Source organism: Amycolatopsis sp. GM8 (genome assembly GCF_021653975.1).
GTDB lineage: Bacteria > Actinomycetota > Actinomycetes > Mycobacteriales > Pseudonocardiaceae > Amycolatopsis_E.
The window spans coordinates 135,454-157,711 of sequence record NZ_JAJKFK010000009.1 but is presented as its reverse complement, the minus strand read 5'-3'; the positions used below and the strand labels follow the sequence as shown (position 1 = coordinate 157,711).

General features: G+C 69.2%; 26 protein-coding genes. 10 read left to right on the top strand and 16 right to left on the bottom strand.

The features are described from left to right. The first annotated feature begins 2 nt into the window (after positions 1-2). Genes LOZ83_RS33800 through LOZ83_RS33790 form a run of 3 tightly spaced genes read left to right on the top strand, consistent with a single transcriptional unit; the run spans position 3 to position 3,162 of the window. Positions 3-1,532 (top strand): hypothetical protein, encoded by a 1,530-nt coding sequence (locus tag LOZ83_RS33800; RefSeq protein ID WP_236795849.1) that lies wholly within the window; start codon positions 3-5, stop codon positions 1,530-1,532. Further along, complete coding sequence (locus LOZ83_RS33795; protein WP_236795848.1) at positions 1,529-2,386, top strand: alpha/beta fold hydrolase; 858 nt, start codon at positions 1,529-1,531, stop codon at positions 2,384-2,386. Before LOZ83_RS33800 ends, LOZ83_RS33795 begins: the two co-directional genes overlap by 4 nt. 2 nt (positions 2,387-2,388) lie before the next feature. Then, complete coding sequence (locus tag LOZ83_RS33790; protein WP_236796006.1) at positions 2,389-3,162, top strand: alpha/beta fold hydrolase; 774 nt, start codon at positions 2,389-2,391, stop codon at positions 3,160-3,162. Positions 3,163-3,291: 129 nt separating this feature from the next. On the opposite strand, the gene LOZ83_RS33785 is transcribed toward LOZ83_RS33790, so the two are convergent. From LOZ83_RS33785 to LOZ83_RS33760, 6 genes are all read right to left on the bottom strand, one after another. Then, positions 3,292-3,609 (bottom strand): hypothetical protein, encoded by a 318-nt coding sequence (locus LOZ83_RS33785; protein ID WP_374202748.1) that lies wholly within the window; start codon positions 3,607-3,609, stop codon positions 3,292-3,294. After that, positions 3,606-4,463: a PD-(D/E)XK nuclease family protein gene (locus LOZ83_RS33780; protein WP_236796003.1), complete on the bottom strand. Its 858-nt coding sequence runs from the start codon at positions 4,461-4,463 to the stop codon at positions 3,606-3,608. The genes LOZ83_RS33785 and LOZ83_RS33780 overlap by 4 nt, the downstream gene beginning before the upstream one ends. A gap of 16 nt (positions 4,464-4,479) precedes the next feature. After that, positions 4,480-5,097 carry a MarC family protein gene (locus LOZ83_RS33775; protein WP_308190362.1) on the bottom strand — a complete coding sequence of 206 codons (618 nt, stop codon included), beginning with the start codon at positions 5,095-5,097 and terminating at the stop codon, positions 4,480-4,482. Beyond that, positions 5,098-5,958, bottom strand: a complete 861-nt coding sequence (locus tag LOZ83_RS33770; protein ID WP_374202747.1) for a PHP domain-containing protein — start codon at positions 5,956-5,958, stop codon at positions 5,098-5,100. A 172-nt stretch (positions 5,959-6,130) separates the two neighbouring features. Then, complete coding sequence (locus LOZ83_RS33765) at positions 6,131-6,691, bottom strand: PH domain-containing protein (RefSeq protein ID WP_236795845.1); 561 nt, start codon at positions 6,689-6,691, stop codon at positions 6,131-6,133. Between the two features lie 3 nt (positions 6,692-6,694). Next, complete coding sequence (locus LOZ83_RS33760; RefSeq protein ID WP_236795844.1) at positions 6,695-6,859, bottom strand: hypothetical protein; 165 nt, start codon at positions 6,857-6,859, stop codon at positions 6,695-6,697. 181 nt (positions 6,860-7,040) lie between these two features. On the opposite strand from LOZ83_RS33760, the gene LOZ83_RS33755 reads away from it, so the two are divergent. Further along, complete coding sequence (locus LOZ83_RS33755; RefSeq protein WP_236795842.1) at positions 7,041-7,427, top strand: NUDIX hydrolase; 387 nt, start codon at positions 7,041-7,043, stop codon at positions 7,425-7,427. Positions 7,428-7,705: 278 nt separating this feature from the next. Here LOZ83_RS33755 and LOZ83_RS33750 read toward each other — a convergent pair whose 3' ends face one another. After that, entirely contained in the window at positions 7,706-8,806 is a 1,101-nt protein-coding gene (locus tag LOZ83_RS33750; RefSeq protein ID WP_236795840.1) for a DUF2332 domain-containing protein, read from the bottom strand. 12 nt (positions 8,807-8,818) lie between these two features. Then, on the bottom strand, positions 8,819-9,322 hold the full coding sequence (locus LOZ83_RS33745; RefSeq protein ID WP_236795838.1) for a MaoC family dehydratase: 504 nt from the start codon (positions 9,320-9,322) through the stop codon (positions 8,819-8,821). 300 nt (positions 9,323-9,622) lie between these two features. On the opposite strand from LOZ83_RS33745, the gene corA reads away from it, so the two are divergent. The 3 genes from corA to LOZ83_RS33730 all read left to right on the top strand — a co-directional run bounded on the left by corA (position 9,623) and on the right by LOZ83_RS33730 (position 12,378). Beyond that, positions 9,623-10,705 carry a magnesium/cobalt transporter CorA gene (gene corA / locus LOZ83_RS33740; RefSeq protein WP_236795836.1) on the top strand — a complete coding sequence of 361 codons (1,083 nt, stop codon included), beginning with the start codon at positions 9,623-9,625 and terminating at the stop codon, positions 10,703-10,705. 171 nt (positions 10,706-10,876) lie between these two features. Further along, entirely contained in the window at positions 10,877-11,533 is a 657-nt protein-coding gene (locus tag LOZ83_RS33735; protein ID WP_236795835.1) for a metallophosphoesterase, read from the top strand. Next, entirely contained in the window at positions 11,530-12,378 is an 849-nt protein-coding gene (locus LOZ83_RS33730; RefSeq protein WP_236795833.1) for a chromosome partitioning protein ParB, read from the top strand. Before LOZ83_RS33735 ends, LOZ83_RS33730 begins: the two co-directional genes overlap by 4 nt. A gap of 25 nt (positions 12,379-12,403) precedes the next feature. On the opposite strand, the gene LOZ83_RS33725 is transcribed toward LOZ83_RS33730, so the two are convergent. Beyond that, on the bottom strand, positions 12,404-13,906 hold the full coding sequence (locus LOZ83_RS33725; protein ID WP_236795831.1) for an MFS transporter: 1,503 nt from the start codon (positions 13,904-13,906) through the stop codon (positions 12,404-12,406). 101 nt (positions 13,907-14,007) lie between these two features. Here LOZ83_RS33725 and LOZ83_RS33720 point away from each other — a divergent pair, with 101 nt between their 5' ends. From LOZ83_RS33720 to LOZ83_RS33710, 3 genes are all read left to right on the top strand, one after another. Then, positions 14,008-14,673 (top strand): TetR/AcrR family transcriptional regulator, encoded by a 666-nt coding sequence (locus LOZ83_RS33720; protein ID WP_236795829.1) that lies wholly within the window; start codon positions 14,008-14,010, stop codon positions 14,671-14,673. A 90-nt stretch (positions 14,674-14,763) separates the two neighbouring features. Beyond that, positions 14,764-15,093 carry a YciI family protein gene (locus tag LOZ83_RS33715; protein ID WP_236795828.1) on the top strand — a complete coding sequence of 110 codons (330 nt, stop codon included), beginning with the start codon at positions 14,764-14,766 and terminating at the stop codon, positions 15,091-15,093. A gap of 1 nt (position 15,094) precedes the next feature. Next, complete coding sequence (locus LOZ83_RS33710) at positions 15,095-16,273, top strand: RNA polymerase sigma factor (protein ID WP_236795827.1); 1,179 nt, start codon at positions 15,095-15,097, stop codon at positions 16,271-16,273. Here LOZ83_RS33710 and LOZ83_RS33705 read toward each other — a convergent pair. Genes LOZ83_RS33705 through LOZ83_RS33675 form a run of 7 tightly spaced genes read right to left on the bottom strand, consistent with a single transcriptional unit; the run spans position 16,219 to position 22,196 of the window. Next, the gene (locus LOZ83_RS33705; protein ID WP_236795825.1) at positions 16,219-17,094 is read right to left on the bottom strand and encodes a DMT family transporter; all 876 of its coding nucleotides are present in this window, start codon (positions 17,092-17,094) and stop codon (positions 16,219-16,221) included. The two genes, LOZ83_RS33710 and LOZ83_RS33705, sit on opposite strands and share 55 nt — an antisense overlap. A gap of 60 nt (positions 17,095-17,154) precedes the next feature. Then, complete coding sequence (locus LOZ83_RS33700) at positions 17,155-17,589, bottom strand: type II toxin-antitoxin system VapC family toxin (protein WP_236795824.1); 435 nt, start codon at positions 17,587-17,589, stop codon at positions 17,155-17,157. Beyond that, positions 17,586-17,882 carry a toxin-antitoxin system HicB family antitoxin gene (locus LOZ83_RS33695; protein WP_236795822.1) on the bottom strand — a complete coding sequence of 99 codons (297 nt, stop codon included), beginning with the start codon at positions 17,880-17,882 and terminating at the stop codon, positions 17,586-17,588. Before LOZ83_RS33695 ends, LOZ83_RS33700 begins: the two co-directional genes overlap by 4 nt. Positions 17,883-17,909: 27 nt before the next feature. After that, complete coding sequence (locus LOZ83_RS33690; RefSeq protein ID WP_236795821.1) at positions 17,910-19,094, bottom strand: ABC transporter ATP-binding protein; 1,185 nt, start codon at positions 19,092-19,094, stop codon at positions 17,910-17,912. Between the two features lie 2 nt (positions 19,095-19,096). Further along, on the bottom strand, positions 19,097-19,939 hold the full coding sequence (locus LOZ83_RS33685; RefSeq protein WP_255826322.1) for a carbohydrate ABC transporter permease: 843 nt from the start codon (positions 19,937-19,939) through the stop codon (positions 19,097-19,099). After that, entirely contained in the window at positions 19,939-20,889 is a 951-nt protein-coding gene (locus LOZ83_RS33680) for a carbohydrate ABC transporter permease (RefSeq protein WP_374202746.1), read from the bottom strand. Before LOZ83_RS33680 ends, LOZ83_RS33685 begins: the two co-directional genes overlap by 1 nt. After that, a complete protein-coding gene (locus LOZ83_RS33675; RefSeq protein ID WP_236795819.1) occupies positions 20,886-22,196 on the bottom strand; it encodes an ABC transporter substrate-binding protein in 1,311 nt (436 codons plus the stop codon). The genes LOZ83_RS33680 and LOZ83_RS33675 overlap by 4 nt, the downstream gene beginning before the upstream one ends. Positions 22,197-22,258 lie beyond the last annotated feature (62 nt).

The window sequence follows — 22,258 nt, the reverse complement described above, 5'->3', positions numbered from 1 at the left end:
AGGTGAGCGAGCCCGTCGAGGGGGCCTTGGAGCACGCCGAGGTCCCGCAGCAGGAGCCGGAGGAGCAGCCCGGCAAGGCTCCGGCTGAAGCCTCGGCGGAACCTGCTCCGGGGGAACCCGAGGCGCCCAAGACGATCGGTGCCTGGGGTGCCGACGCCGAACGGGAAACCTCGCCCGCGCGCCGGGGCCGTCATCGCCGCCCGGCCGAGGACTCCGAGACCACCGTGATCATCGGGGTCGAAGACGTGCTCGCGGGTGCCGATGCGCCCAAGGGCCCACCGCGGCGGCACACGATCATCCAGCCGGACCGGCCTTCGCCGTGGAACCGCCCGCGGGACCGGGTGATCGCGATCGTGCTCGCGGTGATCGCCGTCGCCACGACCCTGACAGTGTGGCTCACCAGCGAAAGCCGCGCCACGAACTCGCAGACAGCCGCCCCCGCGCCCGCGCTGCCCGACTCGCCGGCCGCCGTTCCCGCGCAGCTCAGCGAGTTGTGGCAGGCGCCGAGCGGTGCCACGCCGGTACCGATCGCCGCCAGCAACGCGGTGGTCACGGCGAACGGCGGCGAACTCGACGGCCGCGACCCGCTCACCGGTCAGGTGCGCTGGCGCTACTCGCGCGATCTCCAGCTGTGCACGGCCGCCGAGGGCTGGTCACGCGCGGTGGCGTTGTACCGCGAGGACGGCGTCAACAACGAGAGCGGCTGCAGCGAGGTCATCGCGCTCGACCCGGCGACCGGGGCCCGGATGGCGCAGCGCACCGGCAGCGCGCCGCTGAACACCGGGCTGACCACCGACGGCTCGTACGTCACAGCATTCGGCCGCACGCTGCTCAACACGTGGCGCGACGATCTCGTCGAGACCGACGAGTACGGCAGGGTGCCGGCGCTGGTGAACCCGGACAAGCAGCCGCGGGTGGGCTGTACGTACGGCTCCATCGCGATGGCGTCGAGCCGGGTCGGGGTGATCGAACGCTGCCCCGGCGACCCGGGCGACCGGATCACCGTTTTCCGTGCCGCACCAAAGGATTCCGACAGCCCGCAGGTGTCGTTCAGCGAGATCCTGCCCGGCTACCACGGGCGGATGGTCGCGATGTCCGGCGACAACGTGCTGGTCGCGATGCCGGACCAGAAACAGCTCGTGCTCTACGGCGCGGACGGCGCCGAGACCGCGGCGTACCCGCTGGACCTGCCGGCGAGCGACCTCGACCACGACCCGGCGGGCGGTATCCCGGTCACTTCGTCGACGGCGTCCAATGTGTACTGGTTCACCGGCTCCAAGCTGATGGCCTTCTCGCGGGACACTCTCGCTCCCAAGTGGACACTCACGTCCGCGCTCGGCCCGGGCATCCTGTTCGACCACCAGCTCGTGGTGCCGATCCAGGGTGGGCTGGCGGTGCTGAACGAGGAGGACGGCTCGACGATCCGCACGATCGGCGTCGACCGGCACGGCTACACCGGCCCGGTGCGGCTCGAGGCGGCCGGCCCGGTGCTCCTGGAGCAGCGCGGCCAGACCTTGGCCGCGCTCAGGTGACCGGCCCGCTCACGGCGCACACGGCGGAGCGCATCACTCTGCCCGGCAGGCTCGCCGCGTTGCGCACCAGAGAAGACGCCGACGCGATCGCGTTGCTGGTACCTGGGTACACCGGGTCCAAAGAGGACTTCGCCCCGCTGCTGGACTCGTTCGCCGCAGGCGGTTTCCAGGCCGTCGCGATCGATCTGCCCGGCCAGTTCGAGTCGCCGGGCCCCGACGACGAGGCGGCATACTTGCCCGCTGCGCTCGGTCCACTCGTCGCCGGTGTGGTGAAACACCTTGCCGCTGAAGGGAAACCCGTGCTGCTGCTCGGGCATTCCTACGGCGGCCTGGTCGCCCGCGCCGCGGTGCTCGCCGGGGCGGCGATCGCCGGACTGACCCTGATGGACAGCGGCCCGTCAGCGCTACCGGACGGCACACGTCGCGCCGCGTTGTCCGAAGGAGAACCCTTGCTGCGCCAGGGCGGCGTCGAGGGCGCGTACCAGGTGCGCGAGCAGCTGAACGAACGGTTCCCGTCCTGGACAGCGCTTCCGGCCGAGCTGAAGGCGTTCTTCCGGCACCGCTTCGTGACGTCCAGCCCAGCCGGGCTCCTGGGGATGGCGGACGGGCTGCGCCACGAACCTGATCTGGTCGCTTCCCTCGCCGACGCACTGGGGCCGCGCCCGTCGCTGGTGGTCGCGGGCGCCGGCGACGACGCGTGGAGCGTGCCGTCCCAGCAGGAGATGGCCATACGTCTCGGCGCCGCGTTCGCGATCGTGCCGGACGCCGCGCATTCCCCGAACACCGAGAATCCCCGGGGATTACTGGATATCCTGTTGCCGACGTGGCACTCGTGGCTCGAGAAGGGCGCGTGATCATGACCGACCTGCCGCTCTACTTCGCATGGCACGGCAAGCCTGACGGCATTCCGCTGCTGCTCATCCATGGTGGCGGCTCGACGATCGAGTCCAACTGGGGCCGGCTCATCCCGGCGCTCGAAAGCTCGCGCCGGATGCTCGCCGTCGAGCTGCAGGGACACGGCCGCACGAATGGGGGCGACGGACCCGCGTCGTTCGAGGGCTCGGCCGACGGTGTCGCCGCGCTGCTGAAGGACCTCGCCGTCGGACCGGTCGACGTCCTCGGGTTCTCCAACGGCGGCCAGGTCGGGATGCAGCTGGCCATCCGCCATCCGGATACCGTGCGCCGGCTCGTCGTCGCCTCCGCGCCGTTCCGCCGGGACGGCATGATCGACGGATTCTGGGACGGTCTGGCGGCGGGGACCTTCGCCGACCTGCCGCAGCCCTATCGCGACGCGGACCTCGCGGTCAGCGGCGATCCCGCGCACGCCGAGCGGATGTTCGAACTGGATCGCGAACTGATGCTGACCGGGTTCACCGACTGGCCCGACTCGCTGGTCGCGTCGATCGCCGCACCGACCCTCGTCATCGCGGCCGACCAGGACGTGATCCGCGTCGAGCACACCGTGCTGCTGGGCTCCCTGATCCCCGGCGCCCGGATCCTCATCGTCCCCGGCAACCACGGCGACTACCTCGGCGAACTCCTTGCCGCGGCGGGAAATCCCGGGCCCCTCGCACGGACCCTGCCGTTCATCACCGACTTCCTCGATCAGCCGGACCCCGCCAGCATCTGACTCCGCGCGTGTTTGCCCACCACGTCGGTGAGTTTGCTCCCCGCGTCGGTGAGTTTGCTCGCGGCGCGCCAACTCACCGACGCCACCGGCAAACACGCCCGCGCGAACGGCAAACACGCGCATGAACGCCTAGAACCACCAGAACAGGACGAGCGCCGCCACCAGGTCGGCGACGACGACTCCCGCCGCGACGGCTGCGACCGGGCCCTCGCGCCGGTCGACGAAACGCTGTGCCACCAAGGCGATCGCGGCCGCCACCGGGTGTCCGATCAGCATCACGGCACCGGGCCCTGGCGCGCCGAGCAGCAGGCAGACCAGTGCCGCGCCCAGCACGATCACGGCGAGTCCGGCCAGGCCCGCGGCGAGCGAACCGGTCAGTCCGCGCCACCACCGCCCTCGTCGAGGCGACTCCTCGATGGGCGGCATCTGTAGCTCTTCGGTGCTCACGGCGCCAGCAGCTCCCACGATTTCGCCGGCGGCGCGGCCGCCTGCCCGTCCGCACAGCTGGGCCGGAAGTCGCACCACGAGCAGCGCGTGCTGGTGTTCGCCGGAAACAGCACCTGCCCGTCTCCGCCAGCGGCCAGCGTGTCCGTCGCGAGGCGCAGATCCTCGGCCGTCTCCTCCGCGCGGGAAAGGTGGCGGCGCAGGCTTTCGTCCGTGTGCTCGGCGGCCGCGATCGTGCCCGTCGGCAGGTGGTGCAGTTCCACCCGGTGACACGGCTTCCGCAACGTCCGGGCGGCAGCGACGGCATACATGGCAAGCGCTTGCGAGCTACGCGCCTCGTACTCGTCGGGCGCCCGCCGGCCGGTCTTGTAGTCCACCACGACCAGCTCGTCGCCGCGCTCGTCGATCCGGTCCGCCCGGCCCTCGATGATCATCGACGGCGGCTGCCCCGGCTCGGGGTTGACCGGCGCGGAAACCCAGCGCTCGAGCCCGATCGGCGTAGTGGAGACGTCGTTGTGCTCGACGTACTCCATGATCCAGCTCTTCGCGCGGTCCCGGTACACAGCGGCCTGCTCGGCGTCGGCGAACCCCGCGTCCTGCCAGTGCTCGCTCAGCAGCTGCGCCGCGCGGATCGGCGTGCGGCGCTCCGGCGGCAGCTCGAACAGCGCGCGCAAAGCGTTGTGCACCACCGCACCCAGCGTGCTGTGCGCCCACGACCCGGTGCGCACCGGCGTCGGCCGGTCCAGGTAGGTGAGCCGGTAGCGCCGCGGGCAGTCCGCGAACGTGGCCAGCCGCGCCGGGCTGACCTTGGTCAGGCGCCGCGGTTGCACCGCGAACTCGAACCCCAGTTGTTCCACCACTCCCCCACCGTACTCAGCCCCCGGCCACGAACCCGCGCACGGAGTTCGCGATGAGCTCGACCGCGATCGCGGCCAGCAGCAGACCGGCGATCTTCGCGAGCAGCACGATCCCGCTCTCCCTGATCACCCGGATCACCAGGCCCGAATAACGCATGCACAGATAGATGAACAGGTGCACGACGACGATCGCGACCGCCAGCGCCACGTACGAGCCGAAATGCCCGGCGGCCTCGCGCACGAACACGATCGTCGCGGCGATCGCCCCCGGCCCGGCGAGCAGCGGGGTGCCGAGCGGGACGAGCGCGACGTTGACGTCCTCGACCACCTCGGGGCTGGTACTTCCCCTGCCGGTCAACAGATCCAGCGCGATCAGCAGCAGGAGTAGCCCGCCCGCGCCCTGCAACGCGGGGATGCCGATGCCGAGGTAGGTCAGGATCGCCTGGCCCGCGACCGCGAACAGCGAGATGACCAGCAGCGACACCAGCACCGACTGCCGCGCCGCGCGCGCCCTGATGGCCGGCGGCTTGCGGCCGGTGAGGCTCAGGAACACCGGCACCGTGCCCGGCGGGTCCATGATCACCACGAGCGTGATCGTCGCCTCGACGAAAACGCTCACGTTGAAGAAGGACACTCAGCCCACCGCGAGCTGAGCGCCGGACGCCTTTTCGACGAGCGCGTCGAGCGACTCCGGTGGTGTCGTCTCGGCGCCGATCGGGATCGTCTTGTTGGTGCCGTGGTAGTCGCTCGACCCGGTCGGCACCAGCCCCAGTTCCCGCGCGAGACCGCGCAACTGGACGCGGGTCTCCTCGTCGTGGTTGGGGTGGTCCACCTCGACACCGGTCAGGCCGCGCTCGGCGAGCCGCACCAGTGTGTCGACGGACACGACGCGCCCGCGGCTGCGCGCGAACGGATGCGCGAACACGGTGACCCCGCCCGCCGCCGCGATCATGTCGATCGCGTCCTCGACGGGTGTGTCCTGACGCGGCAGGTAGTAGCCGCGGCCGTTGCCGAGGTATTCGGCGAACGCCTCGTCGACGGTGGCGACGAGCCCGGCGCGCACCAGCACCTGCGCGAGATGCGGGCGCCCGGCCGGGGAGTCGGCGGGCAGCAGGCCCATGAGCTCGTCGGGGTCGACCGGGAGGCCGTCGGCGGCCATCCTCTCGGCCATCGCGCGCAGCCGGGTCCGGCGCTCGACCCGCAGCCGCTGCTGCTCGGTGACGACGGCGGGTGAGGCCGGGTCGAACAGGTACGCCAGCAGGTGCACGCTGATCCCGCGCGGGCCGTCGTGGTTGCTCACGCAGGACAGCTCGGCGCCGGGCACGAGGGTGAGCCCGGCGGGCAGGGCCGCGATCGCGGCATCCCAGCCGGCGGTGGTGTCATGGTCGGTCAGCGCGACGGCGTCCAGCCCGGCCTGTGCGGCCACCTGGACCAGCTCGGCCGGACTGTCCGTGCCATCGGAGACGCTTGAATGGGTGTGCAGGTCGATGCGCATCAGACCCATTCTGTCCTACGCAACGCAGTGGCCCCTGTTCAGCCGACCACGGCGGGGGTCCAGGGGGCTTGCCCCCGGCGGGGGTTCGGGGGTTCGACCCCCGAAAGACACACTGAAGCGAGACCGGCGAGCGTTCTCCGTGAGCACACCTCACCCACTCGCTTCGGCCCTTTCAGCCAACCATTCGCTTGCCGCGCGCGAGTCGCTGGGCCTTGATCATCGAGAAGCGCTCGCTCTGCTTTTGCTTGTCCCCGAACACCAACTCGGAGATCGTGTCGTAGAAGTCTTCCGGTTTGGGCAGGAACTCGATCCGGTTGAGCGCCTGGATCTGCCCGGCGGACTCGACGACCACGGTGCCGTATCCGAACATCCGGCCCCAGGCCGTGCGCTCGTAGGTCAGGTCGGTGACCTTGCTGATGGGCATCATCGCGACCTTCGTGGTGAAGACGCCGCTGGTGAGCACGAACCGCTTGTCGGTGACAACCAGCCGCTCGACCCACCACTCCATCACGTTGTACGCGAAGTACAGGACGACCAGCAGGGCGGCGTACCACAGAATGTTCTGCACGATGTACAACGACGGCGGGAGCAGGTAGGACACCATCACGCAGATCGCCAGCAGGGCGACCGCCTCGAAGGTGTCCCACGCGAGGACCGCCCAATGGCGGCGGATGCGAACGACCCGCCGCTCGGTGTCGAGCAGGTACTCGTCGGGGTCCCGGGGAGCGAACACGAGCTACCCGTTGAACACGTTGCTGACGAAGGTGATCACCGCTTCAGCCGACGTACGAAGGAAGGTCAGGATGTTGCCCACGAGGTTGGCAGCCTGACCAGGCTGGGCGATCACGAAGAACAAGACCAGCGCGATACCCAGAAGTCCGGCAATCTTCTTCACATCCACAGATCAATCCCGTCTCTTGCTCCGGCATCGGTCTAGCAAGCTCACCAGTAACGTTGTACCGCACTGCGCTCCGTTACGGGAGAAAAGTCCCGCGCTTGGGTCAGTGCCCGGGGTTGATCGTACCGTACCGCTACTCTCCGTGTACACATTGCGCGCCCAGTCAGCGGGATACGCTGGCGTTATGGCTCTGGTGCGCTGTGTCGGCGGCATCGTGCACGACGCAGCGGGACGGCTGCTGATGATCCAGCGGGGGCACGACCCCGGTCGCGGCCTGTGGTCGCTGCCCGGCGGACGGGTCGAGCCCGGCGAGACGGACGCGCAGGCGATCGTGCGTGAGATGAGCGAGGAAACCGGCCTCGACGTGCGGGCGGGCGCGCTGGCGGGGATGGTCGTGCGCGGCCGGTTCGAGATCTACGACTACGTGTGCGAGGTGCTCGGCGGCCGGCTGCGCGCCGGTGACGACGCTGCGGACGCCCGCTGGGTCGACGCCGCCGCCTTCGCCGCGCTGGAGCTGACCGACGGCCTGGCGGACACCCTCCGCGACTGGCACGCCCTGCCGCGGCGCTGACCGCCATCCGCCCGTGTTCGCGCCCCGCGCGGGCGTGTTGGCGCCCCACGTCGGTGAGTTGGCTCGCCACGCGGGCGTGTTCGCACCCGACGCGGGCGTGTTCGCTCCTCACGTCGGTGAGTTGGCTCCGCGCGGCGCCAACTCACCGACGCCACGGGCCAACTCACCGACGCCACGGGCAAAACTCACCGACACAGCGGGCCAACACGCCCGCGCGAACGGCAAACACGCCGTCGCGAGCGTCGGACTCGGCGTCGCGAGCGTCGGACTCGCGGGGGTCAGGGGGCCAGCCAGGTCATGCGGTTGCCGTGGCGGGAGGTCTGGGCCAGTGCCCAGGCCTCCGCGGCGCCGTGGCGCCACGAGACCAGGCCGAGGGTGCACAGGCCGGTGCCGTCGAAGAAGTTCAGCTCCGGGCGGCCCGGCAGTAGATACGACAGCCCGGCCTCGTACGGCTCGTCGCTGACCCACCACACGGGACGCGACGCGGCGAGCTTCGCCACGCCCTCGACGAACTCCGCCCGCCGTTCCTCGGCCAGGTGGGCCAGCACCCGACTGGTCAAGACCACCAGCGGCAGGTCGCCGGTGCGCGCGGCGGCGGCCGCGAGATCGTCCACCGCGTCGCCGGTCACCAGTTCCGGCGCGGACTTGCGCTGCGCCGCGGCCGCCGCGCGCAGCAGGCGGATCCGGTCGAGCTGGTCGGCCCACACGCACGCCTCCAGCCACGCCAGCTCGTCCTCATCGGACACATCGACCGGCGCCCGGTCGAGCCCGACTTTCGCGCCCACGCTCACTTTCTTGGGCAGCTTCGGCAGCACCGCGCCCGGCTCGAGGCCGAGCGCGCAGTGCAGGCCGACCGCCGCCTTCGCGGGCCCGGCGAGCAACTGCTCACCACCGTCGCACTGATACCGGTAGCCGAACGTGTCCAGCCCGAGCAGCAAACCCCCGCTGCACCCGACTTCCAGCAACGCGACCTTGCCGCCGGCCTGCTTCGCGGCCATCGCGACGGCCGGGTACAGCGCGGCCGCGCGGCCCACCTCGTTGGTCTCGGCGTGCCGGGTCGAGACGATCGCGCGCACCTTGTCCGCCCGCTCCACCAGGAACTCGCGGAACACCGGCCAGGTCGCGCTGTCGACCCCGTCGAAACCGCCCAGCGACGGGTAATAGCGGGAAAGCGGGTGGATGGGATCGGCCTGGACCAGCCGGTGCGCGGCGGCCAGTAACAACGCCGCGCCGTCCGTCGCCTCCGTCAGCAGGCCGGCGACCTCGTCGTCCTCCGCCGCTTTCGTGGCAAGGTGCTCGTACAGCGGCGACACCCCGGCAGCCTGCCCCGCCGCGAACTCACGCAGCCGCTGTTTGACCTCGTCGAGTGCGACGGACACCCAAGCCTCCTGTCATTCGTGCGGTACCGGGCGGGCGGGTTGCTCGCCACCCCGGGCTTCACCGTAGGAACGCTTGGGCACCATCACCTTGCGGCGGAAGGTGCACACGATTGTGCCGTCCTGCTTGTAGCCCCGGGTCTCGACGTACACGACGCCCCGGTCGTCCTTCGACCGCGACGGGGTCTTGTCGAGCACCTCGGTCTCACCGTAGATCGTGTCACCGTGGAAGGTCGGCTTCACGTGTTTGAGCGATTCGACCTCCAGGTTCGCGATCGCCTTGCCGGAGACGTCCGGCACCGACATGCCCAGCAGCAGTGAATAGACGTAGTTGCCCACCACGACGTTCTTGCCGAAGTCGGTGGTTTCCCCCGCATAGTGCGCGTCCAGGTGCAGCGGGTGGTGGTTCATGGTGAGCAGGCAGAACAGATGGTCGTCGTATTCGGTCACCGTCTTGCCCGGCCAGTGCTTGTACACCGCGCCCACCTCGAACTCTTCGAAATACCGCCCGAACTGCACCGCACACTCCTGGAATGGGTAACGCCACATCGACCGAGAACGACGTGACTGGTGGTCGAGGAGTACCCTCGACCAACGGAGGGCTCGCGTCAACGCGACCACCGGCACATTGTCCCCGGCCCGAGGAGGTGAGGAACGCAAGATGAGCAGTGGCGATAGTCCGCTCCCTAGTAAGACCAGCGTTCCCCCAGCCGGGTCGAGCTCCACGCGCTAGACCACTTTCCGGGAGACGCTGGTAGCGGCCGGGCGGACGACACCGCGCGGCCGTCGTAGTACGCACTACGTCAGCCAGGAGACCCCATGCCTGCCATTCCCTCCCTCGGTGGCCTGCGCGGCCGCGGGAACGGTCGCGCGCGCGTCGAACCGCCGATTCCGGTGCCACTTTCGGCCTACATCGTCGACTGCGCCGTCTACGTCGACGGCAAGCGGCTGCACGGCCGCTGGTCCCATGCCGAAGCCATCAAGGAGGTCCGCCGCCGGCGCGAGGGTTTCGTCTGGATCGGTCTGCACGAGCCGGACTCCGAGCAGATCCAGGGCATCGCGGAGATGTACGGGCTGCACGAACTCGCCGTCGAGGACGCGGTGCAGGCGCACCAGCGGCCCAAGCTCGAACGCTACGACGACACGCTGTTCATGGTGCTGAAGACGCTGCGTTACGTCGAGCACGAGTCGCCGACGACGGCCAACGAGATCGTCGAGACCGGCGAGCTGATGGCGTTCCTCGGCCTGGACTTCATCATCACCGTGCGCCACGGCGCGCACTCCGGGCTCGCCCGGCTGCGCCGTGACCTCGACGAGGACCCGGAATCCCTCAAGGCGGGGCCGTCCGCGGTGCTGCACGCCATCACCGATCACGTGGTGGACCACTATCTCGAGGTGACCAGCGCGATCGAGGACGACATCGAGGAGATGGAGACCCGCGTCTTCGCGCCGCGCACGCAGGTCAGCGCCGAGCAGATCTACCTGATGAAGCGCGAAGTGCTGGAGCTGCGGCGCGCCGTGGTGCCGCTCGCGCCGCCGGTGCGGCGGCTTTCCGAGGGCTTCACCCGGCTGGTCCCCGACGAGGTCCGCTCGTACTTCCGGGACGTCGACGACCACCTGATCACTGTCTCCGAACGGATCGCGAGCTTCGACGAGTTGCTCACCACACTGGTCGACGCGACAGTGGCGAAGATCTCGCTGCAGCAGAACACCGATATGCGCAAGATCACCGCGTGGGCGGCGATCATCACGGTGCCGACGATGATCGCCGGCATCTACGGGATGAACTTCGACTTCATGCCGGAACTGCACTGGCGCTTCGGTTATCCGATGGTGCTCGTCGTCATTCTCAGTATCTGCCTGCTCCTCTACCGAATATTCCGGAAGAACAAATGGCTCTGACCTTTTTTCTTCCTGAAACTCGCGAGAGGAGTGTTCCCATGTCCCGCTTTCTGACGAACCTCAAGTTCTGGGTCCTGACCGCCTGCCTGCTGTGGATCGGAACCGTCGTCTTCTTCATCGCCGACCACCCGGAACTCGCGGGCGCGGCCAAATAGCACGTAGTGTGAGGCCGTGCGCGCCCTCGTTGTCGCGGATGAGGTCGACGAACGGTTGTGGACCCACGGGGTCCGCGCCGACGTCGACCTCGTGCTGGGTGCGGGCGATCTGCCGTACGACTACCTCGGCTATCTCGCCGACACCGCGGACCGGCCGTGCGTTTTCGTGCCGGGCAACCATGACACCGACCTGACCGGTTTCACCCGCTCCGGCGGACTATGGCTGCGCGCGGGCTTCCCGCAGACCTGGCCCGGCCCGCCCGGTGCGATCAACGCCGACGGCCGGGTGGTCGACGTCGCGGGGCTGCGCATCGCGGGCCTGGGTGGTTCGGTCCGCTACAGCAACGGTCCGAACCAGTGGACCCAGGCGCAGCAGGCCCGTCGCGCCCGTCGGCTCGTGCGCGAAGCCCAGCGCCGTCGCCGCCGGGACGGGCGCGGGGTGGACATCCTGCTCACGCACGCCCCGCCGCGCGGGGTGGGCGACCGCGAAGACCCACCGCACCACGGCTTCGATTGTCTGTTGTGGACGGTTGAGAAACTGGCGCCGAAATGGTTGCTGCACGGGCATATCCACCCGTACGGCGAGCATCCGCCCGAGCACCGGCTCGGCATCACCCGGGTCCGCAACGTGGTGGGCGCGCACGTGCTGGACCTGGGCGAGGTGCCGGTGTGAGCCCGGCCAGGGACACCGGCTTCCCGCGCGCCGACGCCGAGCACGACTTCCTGCGGGCCCGCCGCCGCCAGGTGCTGTCCCGGCTGGCGAACCGGCTGCGCCGCGAACCCGACGACGTCAACATCATGCTGCCGTTCGACGAGGTCGTCGACGCACTGGGCTACCAGGGCGAGCGGCGGCTCGGGACGCGGGTGATCCGGCTCGACTCGATCGTCGGCAGCGTGGACCGCGGCCGCGATTTCGACCGCCGGTTCCGCCCGACTTCCGGGCGGGTGCGCGAACGCTGGGAACGGCTGGCGCTGGCCGCTCGCCGCGGCGAGTCCCTGCCGGCGATCGAGGTGTACCGGGTCGGTGACCTGCATTTCATTATCGACGGGCACCACCGGGTGTCCGTCGCGCACGCGTTAGGACTGTCCACAATAGACGCCTACGTGACCGAGGTGCGAACTAAGCTCAAACCCGAAGGAATCCGCTACCGCGGTGACCTGATCGTCAAGGACTACCGCCGGCTGTTCCTGGAACGCGTACCGCTGACGGGCGAAGCACGCGCGGCGATCGTGCTGGCCGACCCGTGGCACTACGCGATGCTCGGCGAGCACGTCGAGGCGTGGGGCTTCCGGCTGATGCAGGACAAGGGCGGGTTCCTCGACCGCGCCGCGGTCGCGAACCGTTGGTACCACGACGAATACGAGCCGGTCGTGCAGATGCTTCGGCAGGCCGATCTGATCGGAGACCGCACCGAGGCGGAGGCGTACATGTGGGTCGCGGGCGAGCGCTACCGCCTCATCCGCACCCACCGCTGGGACGACGAAGTGATCGAAGCGCTGCGTTCCCGCCGGCACTGAGGCACCGGCGGGAACGCGGCGAGTGTCACATGTGGACGGCGGCCGGCTCGCCCGCCGGCTGCTCCTGCACGCCCGGCTTGAGTAGCAGGTAGCAGATGACCGCGCCGGCCACGAAGATCGCACCGGCCCAGATGAACGCCGTGGTGTAGCTGTGGATCGCGGCCTCGGCCATCACCTGCGGCGTCGCCGCCTTGCCCGCGGCGAACGAGGTCACCGCGTTCGCGGCGATCGAGCTCAGCAGCGCGGTGCCGATCGAGCCACCGACCTGCTGCCCGGTGTTCACCATCGCCGACGCGACCCCCGCGTCGTGCCGGGCGACCCCGGACGTCGCGACGTTCATCGACGGCGCCATCGACAGGCCGATGCCCAGGCCGACCACGATCAGCGGGAGCAGCACGCCGTTCGCATAGGTGCTGCTGGTGTCGATCGCGCTCAGCCAGAACAGCCCGGCCCCCGCGACCAGCATGCCGATCCCGACCAGCGGCTTCGCCCCGAATCGCGGCAGCAGCGTGGCGGTCGCGGTGGTGGCCGTGATCATCAGCGCGGCCACCATCGGCAAGAACGCGACACCGGAGGTGACCGGCGAGAAGCCGAGGTTCTGCTGCAGGTAGTAGGTCAGGAACAGGAAGATCCCGAACATGCCGATGCCGAGCATGAACACCGCGAGGTAGGCGCCGCCGCGGTTGCGGTCGAGCACGACGCGCAGCGGCAGCAGCGGATGCTTGGTCCGGTTCTGCAGCACGACGAATGCGATGAGCAGCACGACCCCCGCGGCCAGGAACCCCCACACCAGAGCCGAGGACCAGTCGTGCGTCTCGGCGTTGGAGAAGCCGTAGACCAGCGCGAACAGACCGCCCGACGCGGCGACCGTGCCCGGCAGGTCGAGCTTGGGCCGGTGCTCCGACGGGCGGTGCACCAGCAGCGTCATGGCACCGATGAGCGCGATGACGGCGAACACGATGTTCACGTACATGCACCAGCGCCAGTTCAGGTATTCGGTGAGCACGCCCCCGAGCAGCAGGCCGATCGCGGCACCCGCGCCGACGATCGCCCCGAAGATGCCGAACGCCCGGCCACGTTCCTTGACGTCGGTGAATGTCGTGGTCAGCAGCGAGAGCGCGGCCGGTGCGAGCAGCGCGGCGAAGACCCCCTGCGCCGCGCGTGCGATGACGAGCATCTCGAACCCGTTGGCCGCGCCGCCGATCGCGGACGCCGCGGCGAACCCGGCGAGCCCGATCAGGAGTGCGTACTTGCGGCCGAACAGGTCGGCCACCCGGCCGCCGAGCAGCAGCAGGCTGCCGAAGGCGAGTGCGTAGGCGGTGACCACCCATTGCCGCGCGTCGCTCGAGAAGCCGAGGTCGTGCTGCGCGGTGGGCAGTGCGATGTTCACGACGGTCGAGTCGAGCACGACCATCAGCTGCGCCAGGCTGATGACCACGAGGATCAGCCAGCGACGTGAGTGATGTGGATCTTCGGTCGTGGCGCCACCCGTTCTGGGTTCGGCGACGGCCGTTGACGAGTCAGGCATACTGGTCCTCGCAAACATATGTGGAGTGGAGACCTCCCCTTTCACGATCCACGGTACAGGAAGTGGAGGAGGCGCCTCGACTTCCGGGTAGAATGGGAATCATGACGCCGGACACATCGCGGACCGCAATGGAGCGGCCGCTCAGGCGCGACGCCGAACGCAACCGTCAGCGGATCATCACCAGTGCCCGTGAGGTCTTCCGGGAACGTGGCATGGATACGACGCTCGACGACGTCGCTCATCACGCGGGATTGGGTGTGGGGACGGTCTATCGCCGCTTCCCCAACAAGGAGCACCTGGTCGAGGCCATGTTCGCGGACCGCCTCGAGGACATCGGCCGGCTGATGAGCGAATCGCTGGACAATCCCGACCCGTGGCAGGCCCTGCAGGACTTCCTGTGGGCGGCGGCCGCGCTCATCGCCGAGGACCGCGGGCTGCACGATGTGATGCTCAGCACGGCGTTCGGGCACGACAAGGTCGCGATGGCGCGAGACAAGCTGATCCCGCTGGCGCACGAGATGGTCTGTCGCGCGAAGCGGGCCGGGAAGCTGCGCGAGGACTTCGAGGCGGAAGACATGCCGATGCTGTTCAAGATGATCGGCGCCGCGGCCGAGTACACCCACCGGGTCGCACCGCAGCAGTGGCGGCGGTACGCGGCGCTGTTGATCGACAGCCTGCGCGCCGAGACCGGCAAGCCGTCCCCGCTGCCGGTGTCCGCGCTCGACACCGTCGATGTGCGCGACGTCATGGACCACTGGTGCCGATGATGTGACTCAGGTCACATACACTCCCTGTCGATCCGGCCGCCCGCCTGTCGTCCTTACCGGGCACGCTGACCGAGAAGAAGGGATTTCACCATGCAGTACCTGGTCATGATCTACATCGACGAGACGGCGCCCGCGGACTACAGCAAGATCAGCCCCGAGTTCGAGGATTACGCCCGGCGGCTGACCGAGGCCGGGGTCTTCCAGGCCGGCGCCCGGCTGCTGGCTTCGTCCACCGCGACGACCATCCGGGTACGTGACAACGAGGAGCTGTTCACCGACGGCCCGTTCGCGGAGGCCCGCGAGCAGCTCGGCGGCTACTACCTGTTCGAGTGCGAGAACCTGGACGAGGCGCTCAAGTGGGCCGCCCAGTGCCCCGCCACCCAGTACGGCGCGGTCGAGGTCCGGCCGCTCGCGCACTGAGATGAGCACCGATCCGCTGGCGGCCGTGTTCCGGGCGGAACACGGCCGCGTGCTGGCCCGGCTGATCAGCCTCCTCGGCGACTTCGACCTCGCTGAGGAGGCGCTCGCCGACGCCTACGCGACCGCCGCCGGAAAGTGGCGCGCCGACGGCGTGCCGGACCACCCCGCGGCCTGGCTCGTCACCACCGCGCGGAACCGCGCCATCGACCGGATTCGCGGGGCACGACGGCTCGACGCGCATCTCGCCGACTTGGCGGAGCAACCCGCGCCGCCGCCCGTCGAGGGCCCGGTGCTGGACGACCGGTTGCGGCTGTTCTTCACGTGCTGTCACCCGGCCCTGGACCGGCAGGCGCAGGTCGCCCTGATCCTGCGCTGCCTCGGCGGACTGTCCAGCGAGGAGGTCGCGCGGCTGTTCCTGGTGCGGGAAAGCACTGTGCAGCAACGAATCGTGCGCGCGAAACGGAAGATCCGCGGTGCCGGGATCCCGTTCCGGGTGCCCGGCAGCGACGAGCTGTCGCACCGGCTGCCCGCCGTGCTCGCGGTGATCTACCTGCTGTTCACCGAGGGCTACGCCGCGACCTCGGGCCCCGACCTGATCAAGAATTCCCTGTGCGACGAGGCGATCCGGCTCGCGCGCGTGCTGTACGAGCTGCTGCCGGAACGTCCGGTCGCCGCGCTGCTCGCGTTGCTGCTGCTCACCGACGCCCGCCGGGCCGCGCGGGTCGACGCGTCCGGACGGCTGGTTCCGTTGGAGGAGCAGGACCGCACGTTGTGGAACCGGGCCCAGCTCGACGAAGGGCGGCGGCTCGTGATCGGCAGCGCCGGACCGTACGCGGTACAGGCCGCGATCGCCGCGGTGCACGCGGACGCGCGGACCCCCGAAGAGACCGACTGGCCGCAGATCGTGCACCTGTACGCGATGCTCGCGCCGTCACCGATGGTCGAGCTGAACCGGGCGATCGCGGTCGCGATGGCGACCGGCCCGGACGCCGGGCTGCGGCTGCTCGACCACGTCCGGCTCGACTCGCACCTGCTGCCCGCGGCCCGCGCGGACCTGCTGCGCCGCGCCGGGCGGGTACCGGAAGCCGTTGCCGCGTATGAAAAAGCGCTGGAACTGGTGGGCAATCAGGTGGAGCGGGAGTACCTGGAACGGCGGCTGGGCGAACTGACGAGCAGCTGACGGTGCCGCAGCGTCAGCACCGCGACCCCGGCGATCGCCACCGCCCCGCACGCGGCCAGCTCGACCAGCGTCAGCGGGTTTGCGGCCGGCGCCTCGCCGAGGATCGTCATCCCGAGCACGGTCGCGATCAGCGGGTTCACCGTGGTCCCGCAGCCCACCACGATCTCGGGCGGGCCACTCGCGTAAGCCAGCTGCACCAGCCACGCGGCGAGCAGGATCGTTGCCACAGCACCGAAAAGCGCCGTCCACGGCAGCTCGGCGAGCCCCAGCGTCCGGACCGTGAACGCGATTTCCCGGATCAGCACGGACACCAGCGCGTACGACGCACCGGCCGCGGCCGCCAGCGCGACACAGCGGATCAGCCGGCGGGTGAATGCGGCGACCGTGCCCAGCACGATCACGGTCACCGCGACGATCTGCGCCGCCCCCAGGACATCGGACGGTGGCAGCCGCGGGTTCGACGACGCGCCGCTGGACAGCGCGACGAAGATACCGACCGCCATCGACACCGCCCCGACCGCCGCCAGGCTCGTCACGTCGAAACGACGGCCCAGCACCACGACCACCGGGAGCGCGAGCACCACCAGCGGCGCCACCACGATCACCGGCGCATAGGTGAGCGCGATGATCTGCAGGGCGGTCCCGGTCAGCAGCACCACGAGACCGACGCTCCAGCCGGGATTGCGGCCGAGCTTCGCCAGTGACCGCAGGCTCAACGGATCATGCTGGGTCGCCGCGCGGACACCCTTGTGCTGCAACCGCGCACCCACTCCGCTGGCGACCGCCGCGCACACGGCGCACGCGACCCCCACTGTCGTCACGTGCTCGCTCCGCGCCGGGAGTACATACGCTCAGCATGCCGGAACGGGGCTGAGAATCGGCTAAGGGACGACTGTGAATCCTTCGCCCACCGCGGCCGCGCGTAACGATTTGTCCGTCGCCGCGAAGGTCCGGCAGTCGCGGTCCGCCGAGACGGCCAGCATCGCGCAAGCGAGCTGGGTGGCGTCGTAGCCGCGCAGGCCGTGCACGCGCGTGAGCCGGGAAGCGGTCTCCAGCACGAGATCCGAGATCGGGATGACGGCGAACCGGCCCGGCTCGTCCAGCGTGCCGTAGAAGTCGGCCTCGAACTCCGCGACGAGCACGCTGACCTGCCGCGGTGTCAGCTCGCGCAGCCGGTACTTCCGCCAGAGCGCGGCCGGCACCTCGACGCGCGCGAGCTGGGAGACCACCAGCGCGGGCAGCTCACGGACATCCTCGTGCCCCGGCTCGTCGGCATAGATCTTGACGAGGGCGGACGAATCCGCGAACGTGCTCACTCCCGTTCTTCAGCGACCAGCGACGAAACCGGGGTACCTCGGCCGGCCGCGGCTCTGGCAGCTGCCACGGCCTCCGGATCCGGGCGGGCACGCGGGCTTCCACCCTCCCAGAGCAGGCCGGACGTCCGCAGGCGCTCACGCACCCGGGCGGCTTCGTCCCCGGCCAGCTCCGGGTTGGTGGCGGCGTCGAGAACCTGGGTCACGTATTCGTTCATGCTCTTCCCCTGCTGTTTGGCGGCGAGCTGGACACGCCGCACCAGCTCCTCTTCAGCGCGCCACGTGACCTGGCTCATGACCCCATGCTAGCAGGCATGCCTGCATCACGCCTCCTCATAAGTGAGGTTGGCACCTGAAGACGGGTCGAAGAGCTGCAGTTTCGTGGCGTCGAACCACACCGAGGCCTGGCCGCCCTCGACGATCCGCGAGGCGGCGGACAGCCGGGCCACGATCTGCGCGCCACCGCCGGGCACGTCGTCGGCCCCCGTGTCCGCCGCCAGCTCCTCCAGTTCCGCGGTGCTCGCCAGCTCGCCCTCGACCGTGAAGTAGGCGTACTTCTCGGAACCCATCGACTCCAGCACGTCGACATGCGCGGTGAACGTGACGCCGCCGGCGCTCGCCGTTTCGTCGACCAGCTGGGCGTCCTCGAAATGCTCCGGGCGCACGCCGACGATCACCTCGCGCGGCGCGTTCGCCGCCTCGGCCAGCCGCCGCACCCGGTCCGGCAGCGCGAACGAGCCGAGTGGGCTCTTGATCTGCCCGCCTTCCAGCGTCGCCGGCAGGAAGTTCATCGACGGCGAGCCGATGAACCCCGCCACGAACAGGTTCGCGGGATGCTCGTAGAGAAACTGCGGGCTGTCGATCTGCTGCACGTACCCGGCGCGCAGCACCACGACCCGGTCGCCCAGCGTCATGGCCTCGGTCTGGTCGTGGGTCACGTACAGCGTTGTCGTGCCCAGCTGCTTCTGCAGCTTCGACACCGAGGTGCGCATCTGCCCGCGCAGCTTGGCATCCAGATTGGACAGTGGCTCGTCCATCAGGAACGCCTTGGGGCTGCGCACGATCGCCCGCCCCATCGCTACCCGCTGCCGCTGCCCACCGGAGAGGTTCGCGGGCTTGCGGTCCAGGTGCTGGGTCAGGTCCAGGATCCGGGCCGCCTCCTCGACCTTCGAGCGCACCGTCGAATCGTCCACTTTGGCCAGTCGCAGCGGGAAGGCCATGTTCTCCCGGACGCTCATGTGCGGATACAGCGCGTAGGACTGGAAGACCATCGCGATATCGCGGTCCTTCGGCGCCTTCTCGTTCATGCGCTGCCCGTCGATGCGCAGCTCGCCCGCGGAGATGTCCTCCAGCCCCGCCACCATGTTCAACGTGGTCGACTTCCCGCAGCCGGACGGGCCGACCAGGATGATGAACTCGCCGTCCGCGACCGTGAGGTCCACTTCGGACACCGCGAGCGCGCCGTCGGGATAGCGCTTGCTCACCTTGTCCAGAACGATTTCAGCCATGTCTACCCCTTCACGGCGCCGGAGGTCAGCCCAGCGACGATACGGCGCTGGAAGAACAACACGAACAGGACGATCGGAATGGTGATCACGACGGCGGCCGCCGCGATCGTGCCCGTCGGGTCCTCGAACTGCGAGGCGCCGGTGAAGAACGACAGCGCGGCGGGCACGGTGCGGGACGCGTTGGTGGACGTCAGCGAGATCGCGAACAGGAAGTCGTTCCAGCAGAAGATGAACACCAGGATCGCCGTGGTGAACACGCCGGGCGCGGCGAGCGGCGCGATGACCCGCCGGAACGCCTGCGCAGGCGTCGCGCCGTCCATCTTCGCCGCCTTCTCCAGCTCCCACGGGATCTCCCGGAAGAACGCCGACAGCGTGTAGATCGCCAGCGGCAGCGCGAACGTGATGTACGGGATGATCAGGCCGAGCCAGGTGTCGAACAGTCCCAGCGTCCGCTCGATGTTGAACAGCGGCGTCACCAGCGAGACCTGCGGGAACATCGCGATCAGCAACGAGATGCCGATCAGTAAGCGCTTTCCCGGGAAGTCGAGCCGCGCGATCGCGTACGCCGCCATCGTGCCGAACACGACCGCGATCGCGGTCGCGATGAGCGAGATGCCGATCGAGTTGACCAGTGCCCGGACGAAGTCGTCGGTGACGAAGATGTCCGCGTAGTTCTGGAAGGTCCACGCCCGCGGGATGAACTTGCCGTCGTCGAGGGTGTCCTTCGTCTTGAACGACAGCGAAAGGATCCACAGCACCGGAACCAGCGCGTAGACCACCACCACGATGTTGACCAGTGTCCAGCGGGTCCTGCGGCCCGCGGTGATCGCGCCCTGCATGGCCATCAGCGCTTGCCTCCCGAATCCGAGCCCGGCGCCGCCGTGCCGAAGAGCTTGATGAAGATGAACGCGATGATCGCGACGGTGATGAAGATCAGCACCGCCATCGTCGAGCCGATGCCGAGGTTCAGACCTTTGATCAGGTTGTTGTAGGTCTGCATGGACACCGAGGAGGTGTCGTTGGCACCGCTGGTGAGCACGAAGATGTTGTCGAAGATCCGGAACGCGTCGAGCGTGCGGAACAGCAGTGCCACCAGGATCGCCGGTTTCATCACCGGCACCATCACCTTGATGAACCGCTGCCACGCGTTCGCCCCGTCCATCGCGGCGGCCTTGAGCAGATCGTCCGGCACGAGCGCGAGCCCGGCCATCAGCAGCAGCGCCATGAACGGCGTCGTCTTCCACACCTCGGCGAGCACGATGATCGCGAGCGAGGGCAGGTACTCCGTCAGCGGCGCGCCGCCCGGGGCGATCAGGTTCGCCAGGTAGCCGGTGTCGGGCGTCCACGCGTAGTACCACGAGAACGCGGCCACCACGGTCACGATCCCGTACGGGATCAGGGAAACCGTGCGCACCAGGCCACGGCCGACGATCGTGCGGTGCATGATCAGCGCGAGCAGCATGCCCAGCACCAGTTCGATCGCCACGGACACGACGGTGATCACCAGCGTCGTGACGAACGCGGTCCACCAGTACGAATTGGACAGTACGGCCGCGTAGTTGGCGAGGCCGATGAACTCCCGCTCCGCCGGGAACCGCAGGTCGTAGCGCTGCAGCGACAGCCAGATCGAGTAGCCGATCGGGTAGGCGGTGACGAGCAGCATGACGATGGCCGCGGGCGCGCACAGCAGCAGGCCGAGCCGCCGCTCCGCCTTCTTTCCCTCGCTCAGTACCGGTTTGGCCTTCTTCCCCGCTTTCACCGGTGTCGCGACGGTTTCGCTGACGACGGAGCTCACGGGATCACCCCTTTCGACTGGAGCGCGTCAGACAGCTGCTTGCGCAGTTCATCCGCTGTCCTTTGTGGATCGATCTTCGACGGCGGCGAGAGCACCTTCGACATCACCGTCGACAGGCTCTGGTACGCCGGGGTGAGCGGCCGGACCGCGGAGGTCTTGAGTGCGGCCAGGATCGCGTCCCGCATCGGATACGCGGTCTGCATACTCGGGTTGCTGACGGGATCCACCGGCTTGCCCGGGTCGAGCGGCGCGTTGTCGGTGTAGAGCGCCTCGTCGACCGGTGGCACGCCGTCGTTGAGCGCCGCGAACTTCTGGCTCTCCGGGGTGCGCATGCACAGCGCCACTTGGAAAGCCGCGTCCTTGTGCTTGGAGTACGAGCTGACCGCGAGGTCGATCCCGCCGATCGTCGTGCGACCCGGCGTGCCCGGGACGACCTCGGGATAGGTGGCCCACTTGAAATGCGACAGGTTCGCCGCGTCGTCCTCGGCGTAGGAGGCGTAGACGAACGGCCAGTTCAGCTCGAACGCGCCATTGCCGCGCTGGAACGCCTGCCGGACCTCGTCCTCTTTCTGGTTCGTCAGCGACGGGTCGGTGATCCCGGACGTGGTGAGCTTTTGGAGCACCTCCAGGCCCTTGACCGCGCCCGCGTCCATCACCACGGACTTCCCGTCGTCGGACAGGATGTGGCCGCCGGCGGACTCGACGAGCGTGTTGTAGACGACCACCAGACCCTCGTACTGGGCGCCGGTGAACAGGATGTTGTGCGGCTTGCCCTGCGCCTTGAGCGCCTCGGCCTGCGCCATCATGTCGTCCCACGTCTTCGGCGGGTTCGGCGTGATCCGGTCGTCGTACCACAGCAGCTGCACGTTCGTGTGCTTCGGCGCCGCGTACAGCTTTCCGTCCCAAGTGGACGTTTCGAGCGGGCCGGGTAGCACACCTTGTTGTGCCTGGGCCTTGTTCTGGCCGGTCCACTCGTCGATCCAGCCGGCCTCGGCGAACTCGGGCACCCACGTGACGTCGAGACCCAGGATGTCAAGGCTGGAGTCGCCGGCGGCGAGCCTGCGCACGAGTTGCTCGCGCTGGCCGTCCGCGGTGCGCGGCAGCTTGTTGTAGACGATGTGGTAGCGCCCGCCGGCCTGCTGGTTGCATTTGTCGACGGTGGCTTGGAAATGATCCTCGGGATACATGTAGACGGTGACCGTGTTGCCGTCGCCCGAACCACAGGCGGTCAGCAGACCGGCGGTGACCATTCCCGCCGCCGCTACGGCTGTGACCCGGCGCCACGACCGGGTCCTCCCCATGCCCATCCGGGCCTCCTTCGCCGACGAACACGCCGGAGGGGGACCCCCGCACTACGACGTGCCAGTGG

Bases quoted from the DNA above. Each gene is read 5' to 3' on its own strand.
- LOZ83_RS33790 (WP_236796006.1), top strand. From the start codon at position 2,389: ATGACCGACCTGCCGCTCTACTTCGCATGGCACGGCAAGCCTGACGGC.
- corA (WP_236795836.1), top strand. From the start codon at position 9,623: ATGCCTGCCATTCCCTCCCTCGGTGGCCTGCGCGGCCGCGGGAACGGT.
- LOZ83_RS33695 (WP_236795822.1), bottom strand. From the start codon at position 17,882: ATGAGCCAGGTCACGTGGCGCGCTGAAGAGGAGCTGGTGCGGCGTGTC.
- LOZ83_RS33715 (WP_236795828.1), top strand. From the start codon at position 14,764: ATGCAGTACCTGGTCATGATCTACATCGACGAGACGGCGCCCGCGGAC.
- LOZ83_RS33770 (WP_374202747.1), bottom strand. From the start codon at position 5,958: ATGCGCATCGACCTGCACACCCATTCAAGCGTCTCCGATGGCACGGAC.
- LOZ83_RS33755 (WP_236795842.1), top strand. From the start codon at position 7,041: ATGGCTCTGGTGCGCTGTGTCGGCGGCATCGTGCACGACGCAGCGGGA.
- LOZ83_RS33675 (WP_236795819.1), bottom strand. From the start codon at position 22,196: ATGGGCATGGGGAGGACCCGGTCGTGGCGCCGGGTCACAGCCGTAGCG.
- LOZ83_RS33720 (WP_236795829.1), top strand. From the start codon at position 14,008: ATGACGCCGGACACATCGCGGACCGCAATGGAGCGGCCGCTCAGGCGC.
- LOZ83_RS33725 (WP_236795831.1), bottom strand. From the start codon at position 13,906: ATGCCTGACTCGTCAACGGCCGTCGCCGAACCCAGAACGGGTGGCGCC.
- LOZ83_RS33710 (WP_236795827.1), top strand. From the start codon at position 15,095: ATGAGCACCGATCCGCTGGCGGCCGTGTTCCGGGCGGAACACGGCCGC.
- LOZ83_RS33690 (WP_236795821.1), bottom strand. From the start codon at position 19,094: ATGGCTGAAATCGTTCTGGACAAGGTGAGCAAGCGCTATCCCGACGGC.
- LOZ83_RS33685 (WP_255826322.1), bottom strand. From the start codon at position 19,939: ATGGCCATGCAGGGCGCGATCACCGCGGGCCGCAGGACCCGCTGGACA.